Origin of the sequence: Mycobacterium sp. SMC-17 (genome assembly GCF_045310915.1) — a bacterium.
In the GTDB taxonomy this organism is placed as follows: Bacteria; Actinomycetota; Actinomycetes; order Mycobacteriales; family Mycobacteriaceae; genus Mycobacterium.
Genome location: NZ_JBJIAK010000095.1, coordinates 1 through 8,140 on the forward strand (window position 1 = coordinate 1; position 8,140 = coordinate 8,140).

General features: G+C 68.6%; 11 protein-coding genes. All 11 read right to left on the minus strand.

Annotation, left to right across the window (positions count from 1 at the left end):
- Positions 1-769 precede the first annotated feature (769 nt).
- Positions 770-1,075: a hypothetical protein gene (locus tag ACJH7A_RS29595; RefSeq protein ID WP_406803237.1), complete on the minus strand. Its 306-nt coding sequence runs from the start codon at positions 1,073-1,075 to the stop codon at positions 770-772.
- Between the two features lie 71 nt (positions 1,076-1,146).
- Positions 1,147-1,398, minus strand: coding sequence for a hypothetical protein (locus tag ACJH7A_RS29600; protein WP_406803238.1), 252 nt, complete (start codon positions 1,396-1,398; stop codon positions 1,147-1,149).
- Positions 1,399-1,775: 377 nt separating this feature from the next.
- On the minus strand, positions 1,776-2,810 hold the full coding sequence (locus tag ACJH7A_RS29605; protein ID WP_406803239.1) for a DUF4192 family protein: 1,035 nt from the start codon (positions 2,808-2,810) through the stop codon (positions 1,776-1,778).
- A 310-nt stretch (positions 2,811-3,120) separates the two neighbouring features.
- On the minus strand, positions 3,121-3,372 hold the full coding sequence (locus tag ACJH7A_RS29610; protein ID WP_406803240.1) for a hypothetical protein: 252 nt from the start codon (positions 3,370-3,372) through the stop codon (positions 3,121-3,123).
- Positions 3,373-3,374: 2 nt separating this feature from the next.
- On the minus strand, positions 3,375-3,695 hold the full coding sequence (locus ACJH7A_RS29615; RefSeq protein WP_406803241.1) for a hypothetical protein: 321 nt from the start codon (positions 3,693-3,695) through the stop codon (positions 3,375-3,377).
- A 356-nt stretch (positions 3,696-4,051) separates the two neighbouring features.
- Positions 4,052-4,477 (minus strand): hypothetical protein, encoded by a 426-nt coding sequence (locus tag ACJH7A_RS29620; protein ID WP_406803242.1) that lies wholly within the window; start codon positions 4,475-4,477, stop codon positions 4,052-4,054.
- 373 nt (positions 4,478-4,850) lie between these two features.
- Positions 4,851-5,381 carry a hypothetical protein gene (locus ACJH7A_RS29625; protein WP_406803243.1) on the minus strand — a complete coding sequence of 177 codons (531 nt, stop codon included), beginning with the start codon at positions 5,379-5,381 and terminating at the stop codon, positions 4,851-4,853.
- Positions 5,382-5,735: 354 nt separating this feature from the next.
- On the minus strand, positions 5,736-6,008 hold the full coding sequence (locus tag ACJH7A_RS29630) for a hypothetical protein (RefSeq protein WP_406803244.1): 273 nt from the start codon (positions 6,006-6,008) through the stop codon (positions 5,736-5,738).
- Between the two features lie 83 nt (positions 6,009-6,091).
- Positions 6,092-6,487 carry a hypothetical protein gene (locus ACJH7A_RS29635; RefSeq protein WP_406803245.1) on the minus strand — a complete coding sequence of 132 codons (396 nt, stop codon included), beginning with the start codon at positions 6,485-6,487 and terminating at the stop codon, positions 6,092-6,094.
- 376 nt (positions 6,488-6,863) lie between these two features.
- Entirely contained in the window at positions 6,864-7,346 is a 483-nt protein-coding gene (locus tag ACJH7A_RS29640; RefSeq protein WP_406803246.1) for a hypothetical protein, read from the minus strand.
- Between the two features lie 320 nt (positions 7,347-7,666).
- Complete coding sequence (locus ACJH7A_RS29645) at positions 7,667-8,056, minus strand: hypothetical protein (RefSeq protein ID WP_406803247.1); 390 nt, start codon at positions 8,054-8,056, stop codon at positions 7,667-7,669.
- Positions 8,057-8,140 lie beyond the last annotated feature (84 nt).

An 8,140-nucleotide genomic window follows, 5' to 3' on the forward strand; every position in this document is an offset into this window, starting at 1 on the left:
ACAACAGAACCTGGCAGCCCAACACGCCTCAGATCACCACTGCGGCGGCTTGACAGGCTCATTGAGAGTCCTTTCGGGTTGGGTTGAAATAGAGGGGCCGGTGAGGACCTGGGGGGGCAGGCCCTCACCGGTGGGTGGTTCAGAAGCTCGGGGTGTCGGTGTCGGTGTCGAGTTCGGCCAGCAGCAGGTCCGAGAGGATGCGGGCTTCGGTTTCGGTCATGGTTGTGTCCGTTCTGTGTGTGGTTGGCTGCGCGGGTTAGCGCTGCGCTCAGGGCGGACTGAGATCGGGATGCTGTGTCAAACCCACCGGGGGGCCGGCGCTGGTGTGTGGGGAATTTCGGCGTCTGCCGGCCTTGGTGCTGGGGCTGATTGCTGGGCCGCGCGGGTGCTGGCGGCTCGGGTCCGCGGCCACGCTTTTCGGCCGTGGGCCAGCCAGCGCCCGATGAAGCGGCACAGGAATCGTTGAGGCCCTGCACCTTTGGGGCCGGCAGAGGTCGAAGTAGGCCTCGCTCCCCACCGCCAGTTCCGGCCTGAGGGGTTTGACACGCTAAATCCCGAGCTCAGTACGATCGGGGCGCGCTAACAGCAGCAAGGTGAGGCTGGGCACCCAAGGGTGAGTGGGCACCGGGTGAGTCCGCGGGTTGTTGTCTGTCGCCGTAGGCGGCAGGTCCCCGCGGCCGCCAGGCCGTCAGGGGGTTGTTGGGCCCTGGGCAAAAAAGAGGGGACCCGCCAGCTGGTGGGCTAGCGGGTCCCCGGTGGGCGGTGCGGCCTAGGTTAGGCCGGCGGCGCGTAGGCGCTGCGCGATGGCGACGAGGTTGTATTCGCGGTCGGTGATCTTGGCCCAGGTTTCCCAGTCGTCGATGACGAGTTCGATCCGATCGAGAGTGATGCCGTCGCGGGTCAGGTGCAGTTCGTGGCCGTTGTCGACGCGCAGATGGTTGGCCACCACTGCGATCAGCTGGCCGGTGCCTTTGAAGGCGTCGGGGTGGCCGCCGGTGCGGCGGAATTGGAGCTGACGGGGTCGGCCGTCTTGGTCGATGAAGTCGTAATTGAGGGCGAAGTCCACGATTGCCATGGTGCGTCTCCGTTTCTGCGTGAGGGAAGGGTAGTGCCGGGCCCACCTGGTGCGGGCCCGGCCCGCGGTGTTCAGTGGCCGCTGATCCATCCGGCGACAGTGCTCAGCAGGGTGTCGGTGGCGTTGGTGTCCACCACGGTGATGCTGGTGGTGGTGCCGTTGCCGTCGCGGTAGGTGCCGTGGGCGGCGTCGTGGCCCAGGTTGTCCCAGGTGATCTGGCCGAACGTCTGCTGGGCGGTGAACATCGCGTCCATCAGGTGATCGACGGGCTCGGTCAGGGTGGTGATGGTGTCGGCGGTGATGATGGTGGCGGTGATGGACATTGGTGTCTCCGTTCGGTTTTGGGTTTGGGGCGCTGGGTGTCAGCGCTTGGGAGCTGCGCATGTCGGTGGAGGCCGTGTTGTCCACCTGGGAGGCCTCGGTGGTGCCGGCGGATTTGTCGCCCGGCGAGCGGCAGCGAGCAGTGTTGGGCGGCAAATGTCCTCCGCCGCCGGCAGCGCCTGGCCGGACAGGTTGACTGCGGCCGTATCCGACATACGCTGGGCGACCTGCTGACAGGGTTGTGGTGAGTCCGCGGGTTTTTCGGGCCGCCGGAGGTGGCCTTGGCCGGGCCCGCCAGGGCCTGGCGGCAGCTGGTGATCGGTCGGCGAAAAGAAAGCCCCGCCAACCCGTCTGGCTGGCGGGGCTCGGGGCCGCGCGCTCAGTCGATGGTGTCGATGGTGCTGCGCAGGATGGTGATCACCTCGTCGGGGGAGATGGCGCGGGCCAGCGCGATGGTGAGCATCTGCCCCAGTTTCGGCAGTGCGGTGTCGAGTTCGACGCCGAGTTGGTCGGCAACTTCCAGGGCGATCGTGGCCCGTAGGGCGTCGCGGCTGCTGTAGTAGAGCGCCGCGGCGATGGTCAGCGCTTCGATGCGGGCGCGGCCGCGCATGTGTGCGGCCATGACCGTCCACAGCTGGGCGGCCTGGGCCGGGTGGTCCAGGCCGAGGAGGACCATGACGTCGCGCAGGCTTTCGTTGGTGGTGATCAGCTGCGCGGCCTGAGCGATCAGCGCCAACGGGGGCATCAACTCGCCGCTGATCGCTTCGGCGATCCGTTCGCAGGTCTGGATCGTGACGATCGGGTCGTCGGTGACGGCCAGCGGCGGTGCGGCGGGGTCGAGCTCGTCGAACTCGCGGACCACGCTGTGGCGGGTCGGCGCGATCCGCGTGCCGGCGGCCACGGCTTGAGCGGTGGCCAGGGAGTCGGTGTAGGCCACGTGCATGCCGGTTTCGTCGGTGTCGATGTCGGTCCAGGGGCGTGTGACTTCGAGGGTCGTGGTGGTAATGCGTTGGCGCACGGTGATTCCCAGGTTGGTGAGGGCATCTCGCAGGTGGTCGAGGACGTCGCGCACGTGGTCGGCCAGCCAGTCTCCGCATACGGCGACCAGCACTGCCCCGGGGGTGTTCTGGGCGTTCAGACCGCACAGCTCGGGCAGATTCGCGGCTTGGTCGGCGGTGATCCGTGCGGCGGCGGTGATGGCGAACTGAACATCGAGGACGTCGGTGGCGGGCCCGGTGGTGATCAGGATGATCGCCCCGGCGGGCACGTATCCGACGAGTGCGGGCAGGCTGTTGATCAGGTCGCTGGTGGTCTGGATGCGCGGCATGGGTGGGTCCTTTCGGCCGGGGTGGTGGCCGGCGTGGGTGCCGGTCAGCTCGGTGCCCTGCGGAATCGGGCGGGTGGCGGTGGTCAACCCCGTGGAGTCCCCGGGCCCGGGGTGCGGCGGATTTGCCGCCCCGCGAGCGGCAGCGAGCTTGGGTAGGGCGGCAAATGGTCACTCGGTACGCCGTCGCCGGGGTCGGGGCGTGGGTTGACAAGCCACCGGTAGAGCCCGATTACGCTGAGGGCACCTGCTGACTAGGTTTTGGTGTGGGGCAGGGTTTTTCGGGCCGCCGTCAGGTGGCCGGGCACACCGGTCACGGTGCGCAGCGCGGGCAGGCCGCAAGCAAAAAAGGGGGGTCGGCCGGCCCGTGGTGGGCTGGCCGACCCCCGGGCTGGTCGGGTTATCGGTGGCGGGCTTGGAGCCGGTGGCGGTGCATCGCCATGGTGGCGCCCTCGCGGTCGTGTCGGATGGTGGCGTATTCGGGATGGCGGGTCGGTCCGGCGAAACTCCACGCGTCGTCGACGACGGAGCGATCGGTGGGGAACTGATGCGAGACGATGGCCGGCAGCACTCGCATCGGGGTGCCCGGCGCGAAATCGGGGTATTCGGCGATGACGGTGCCGTTCGCGGCCCGCACGGTCAGTGTGGTCATGGTCAGTTCTCCTTGATCGGTGCGTAGTCGATGGCATCGAGGTGGTAGCGGTCGCTGACCAGGCCCCAGTGGATGACGACATGCATTGCGCCGGGAACCAGACTCAGTGGGTCGGTTTCGTGGACCACCCCGCCCAGGGCGTGGGCGTTGTCTTCGGCGATCTGGGTGATCGCCGCGTTCGCGTCGTCGATGGTGTGGAAGGTCGTCGCGGTGGGGCTGTCGTGAAAGCAGCCGCCGCTCATGCTCATGTGGCGCATCCGGATGCGGGGTCGGCTGGCGATGCTGGTGGGGTCGTGGTCGATCTGCTCCCAGCTGGTGGTCATGGTGGTGCTCCGTTCTGTGTGGTGAGTGGTTGCGCTGGTCAGCGCTACGGGGTGCGGGCGTCCCAGCGGAGGGTGGGCGGTCAACTCGGCGAGACCGTGGGTGTGCTGCGGCGGATTTGCCGCCCCGCGAGCGGCAGCGAGCTGGGGTAGGGCGGCAAATAGTCACTCGGTACGCCGTGGCCGCCGGCGGCTCGCGTTGACCGCTCGGGGTCCCCCGCTGGGTATGCTGCAACCGCGCTGACAGGCAAATAGGTTGAGTGGGTGGGCTTTTCGGCCGCCGGTAGGTGGCCACGGCCCGTAGGCGGCGGGGACCGGAACGGGCCCGGGCCACTGCTGGGCCCGGGCCCGGGGCGTGGCTACCGCCGCTCGCGTGCGTCGGCGTCGGCGATGCGATAGTCCAGGTGGGTGATGCGTCGACTGAGCCGTGCGACGGCCGCGATGTCGCGGTCGAGTTTCTTCCATCGGGCGCGGGTGGCCACGTTGGCCGCGGCGCGGTCCGCGGGCCCGTCGAACATGATCGCGTCACGGCGGGCGATGAGCCGGTCGCGTTCGGTGCGCAGGGATGCGGCGCTGCGATAGGTGCGGGGTGTGGGTGCCGGTTTGGCCGGCGGGTCTTCCGGCAGCTCCACGAGGTCTTCGTCTCCAGGCTGGATGAACCAGGTGAGCAACGGCTGTAGCCAGGTTACGAGGCCTTCGCGGGGCGGATGTGCTGCGATCCAGGCGTTTTGGCGTTGCACGAGCAGCTCCATGTAGGCATCGCCGGTCATCTTCTCGGTGGTCATGGGGTCTCCTTCGGGTTCTGGTCGGTGGCGCCGGTCAGCGCTGGGGTGCTGGGGATTGGCCGCTCGGATCGGGTGGGTCAATGGCCGTGACCGGGGCCGGTGGCCGGCGAATTTCGGGCTGCGGCCCGGGCCGGCGCCGTCAGGCGCCTTGGCCTGGGCCTTGCGGTAGGGGCCGAAATAGTCACTCGGTGCGCCGACGCCGGTTTCGGGAAGGGTTCTTGACGCGCCGATTCGTCTTGGCGGCCAATACGATCGGCACCCAGCTGACAAGGGGGTAGGTCAGTGGCACTGGCCGGGCGGGTCGGCGGAGGGACCATCGAAAAGGACCCGGCCCGGCCCCCTACGCGGGAGGTCGGGCCGGGCCTGGTGCTGCTCAGGCGACGCGGCGGGGCTCGTAGATCTGGTAGACGTCGGTGAAGGATGGCCAACGCGTGGCCACGGTCAGGGCACCGGGGAGGGTGGAGCGTCGGTCTTTGCGAACGCGGGGCCCGAAGGGCTCTTTTGCCGCGGCGATGAGCAGGATCGCGTTGTTGGCGTCCTCGACGCTGTGGAACCACAGGTCTTCGTCGCGGGTCTCGACGGTGTGCCGGGATACTTTCAGGTTGCGGATGCGCAGCGTGGGTCGTCCGGTGCAGGTCCGGGACGCGGGGGTGCGGCGCCACCAGGGCATGGGCCGGGGCGGGGGAATGAGCAGATCGTCCCGGTCGACGATGCAGTGTTCGGCTTGGGGCCCGCGGTAGTCGATCCAGCGGACCGCGGCCTTGTGCTCTTTGGGGTTGAGCCGCAGGATGACGCCGCCGCTGATGTGGGCGCGGGCCTCTTCGGCGAGGCGGTGGGCCAGGTGGTCCACGGGGTAGACGGTGTTGCCGATGTGTACCTGCTGGTCGATGGTGTTCAGTTGCACTGCTTTCTGTGGTGTGGTGGCCGGCCTGGGTGCCGGTCAGCTCGGCACGGAGCGCAATCGGGCAGCAGCGTTGTCAACCTGGCGGGACGATGTCCGGCCCGCGAGCGAATTTCGGCCCGCACGCCAGGCCGGCGCCGTCAGGCGCTTCGGGTGGCGTTGCGGTAGGGGCCGAAATAGTCACTCGGTGCGCCGCGGCCGGGGGAGGCCGGCGTTGACGGCGCGAGAGGTCTGCCCGATTACGCTGAGGCGCCGCTGACAGACAGTTGTTGTGGGGCAGTGCTTTTGGCGCGCGAGCGCAGGCCGGAAGAAAAAGGGGGGGAGGGCCCGGCCGTGATGGCGGGCCCTCCCCTGGGTCTAGCGGTCGCGTTCGATGAGGTCGTGCACGATGCGGTAGGCGGCGCGGGCGTTGCGCAGCGCGTCGGTTAGGAACTGCTCGAGGTCGGCGCCGGCGTCGGTTTCGACGAGTTCGACGTCATACACGCTATTGGATGTGAGTTCCTTCAAGGTCTTACCGGCGGTCTGTCCGGTGGCCACGATCCCGGCGAGCAGGTCGTCGAGTTTGTCGCGCAGCTCGCTGATGTACGTGTAGTGGTCTGCGTAGAGGTCGTCGGTGGTGTTGATGCTCATGAGGCAATTCCTTTCGGGGCAATGATGGGGTAGTGGTGGCACACCCGGCCGGGCCCTGTGCGGTACCCGGCCGGGGTGGCGTTCTAGGCCGCGACGTGGTGCAGGTGGTCGCGGACGGTGTGGTCGAGCTTGAGAATGTCGAGCAGGGGCGGGAATTCGAGGTGTTCGGCGCGGGCGATGTCCTGGGCGCGGGTGATGAGTTCGGCGGTGGCTCGGGGGCTGCCGCCTTGGAAGGCGAATTCGGCGGCCAGGGCGAGGGCTTCGAGGCGTTGGGCTCCGCGCAGCTGGTCGGAGATGCGAATCCACATCAGCGCAGCGGCTTTGGGCCGGCGGTCGGCGATCTTGTGCAGCGCCGTCTTGAACTGGGGGTCGACGACGAGTTTCCCGGCCAGCAGCACCAGGCCCGTGCTGGGGTTGCAGGACCCGGAGACGATCTCGGTGCGCAGGTGGGCCAGGGTGGCGATCCGGTTGTGAGGCATGGTGATGCTCCGTTCTGTGTGGTGAGTGGTTGCGCTGGTCAGCGCTACGGGTGCAGGCGTCCCAGCGGAGGGTGGGCGGTCAGCCATACGGATCGGTGGCGGGGAGTCGGCGGATTTGCCGCCCCGCGAGCGGCAGCGAGCTTGGGTAGGGCGGCAAATAGTCACTCGGTACGCCGATCGCCGGCGCCGGTTCGGGTTGACCGGTCGGGGTCCCCCGCTGGGTATGCTGCAACCGCGCTGACAGGCAAATAGGTTGAGTGGGCGGGTTTTTCGGCCACCGCCAGGTGGCCAGCGCCACGGGGACCACTGGGCACACGCGGTGGGTGGTCGCGGGAGGCCCCGCCGGCGGCAGTGCCGGCGGGGCCCGGTGCGGTGGTTACCGCGGCGGGTCGGCGGCCAGCGGCTGACCATCGGGCCCGCACCAGGGCGTGGTCTGCACGCTGGACAGCACCGGCCGGGGGTGGCGGTCGTAGTCGGCTGCGGCCATCAGGACGTAGCTCTCGCCGGTGCGTGACCGGTATTTCACGCCGACCTGTCCGTCTGGCACGTTGGCCTGCCAGGAGCCCCAGGCGGCAACGGCGAAGGATTCGCCGGCGTCGAGCTGGCGTTCGATTTCGTCGTAGGCGGCCTGCGATTGGGCGGCCGGCTCTTTGCAGTTCTTGTGCAGAGCGGCTTGTCCGCCAAGGGCTTTCAGGCACGCCGCGCAGAGCGCAGGCGGGTAGCAGTAGTGCATGCTCACGCGCGATCCGTGCAGGCTGTCGCCGAGCACCTTTTCGGTGCATTTGCGTTTGCGCACCCCGCCGGAGTTGCCGCAGTTGTCGCAGCACAGCGCTCCGGTGTTGCTGTAGCCGTATCCCATGATGTGTCCCTTTCGGTTGGTGGCCGGCGTGGGTGCCGGCCAGCTGGTGCCGCGGGAATCGGGCGGTCGGCGCCGGTCACACCCCGCGGCGGGCAGGCGGTGGCCGCGGAGTGTGGGCCCGTGGGGCGCACACTGTGTCGCGGCCCGTCGCCGGTGGCCCGGTGCCGTGGGTTGACCGGGGCGCCGCGAGCCCGATTACGCTGGAGGCACCGCAGACGGTTTTCTGATGTGGGGTAGTGGTTTCCGCGCCGCTGTGGGTGGGGTGCCGGAGGCAAAAAACAAGGGCCCCGCCGCGGTGACGGGGCCCTTGCCGGGGTCGCTTAGTCGATGTTGCCGGGGTGCAGCGAGCAAGTGTCTTTATGGTCGGGCCCGGGCGTGGATGGGTCACTGCCATCGGTGATTTCGTACTCGCATTCATCGCAGACCGGATCGAAGGGCCAGCCGCCGATAATGTCGTCGCGGCCGGGCGGGTCGGCGTAGACGGTCGCCAGCTGGGCGGCGGCGGCCGGGGAGGCCGTCGCGAGCGCGGCGTCTCGGGCCTGGTGGAATTCCGCGGACGTGTGGCCGGCGGCGGCGTCGACGACGTATTCGACGATGTCGGTGTCGGTGACCTCTGTGCCGTTCAAGTAGACGTACACCTCGGTGGGGCCGTCCGGGTCGCGGACGATGACGAGTTCGATGCGGGGGCGGGCTGTTTCGGCGACGCTCATCGTGGGTGTTCCTTAAGTTCGTAGTTGCAGTTATTTCGTGATGTTGTGACGGTTACGTTGAACTGCGACCCGGGTGGGTCGGGT

What these genes read in the sequence shown, in the direction of transcription:
- ACJH7A_RS29595 (WP_406803237.1), bottom strand. Translation starts at nt 1,075, where the DNA reads ATGGCAATCGTGGACTTCGCCCTCAATTACGACTTCATCGACCAAGAC.
- ACJH7A_RS29600 (WP_406803238.1), bottom strand. Translation starts at nt 1,398, where the DNA reads ATGTCCATCACCGCCACCATCATCACCGCCGACACCATCACCACCCTG.
- ACJH7A_RS29610 (WP_406803240.1), bottom strand. Translation starts at nt 3,372, where the DNA reads ATGACCACACTGACCGTGCGGGCCGCGAACGGCACCGTCATCGCCGAA.
- ACJH7A_RS29615 (WP_406803241.1), bottom strand. Translation starts at nt 3,695, where the DNA reads ATGACCACCAGCTGGGAGCAGATCGACCACGACCCCACCAGCATCGCC.
- ACJH7A_RS29620 (WP_406803242.1), bottom strand. Translation starts at nt 4,477, where the DNA reads ATGACCACCGAGAAGATGACCGGCGATGCCTACATGGAGCTGCTCGTG.
- ACJH7A_RS29630 (WP_406803244.1), bottom strand. Translation starts at nt 6,008, where the DNA reads ATGAGCATCAACACCACCGACGACCTCTACGCAGACCACTACACGTAC.
- ACJH7A_RS29635 (WP_406803245.1), bottom strand. Translation starts at nt 6,487, where the DNA reads ATGCCTCACAACCGGATCGCCACCCTGGCCCACCTGCGCACCGAGATC.
- ACJH7A_RS29640 (WP_406803246.1), bottom strand. Translation starts at nt 7,346, where the DNA reads ATGGGATACGGCTACAGCAACACCGGAGCGCTGTGCTGCGACAACTGC.
- ACJH7A_RS29645 (WP_406803247.1), bottom strand. Translation starts at nt 8,056, where the DNA reads ATGAGCGTCGCCGAAACAGCCCGCCCCCGCATCGAACTCGTCATCGTC.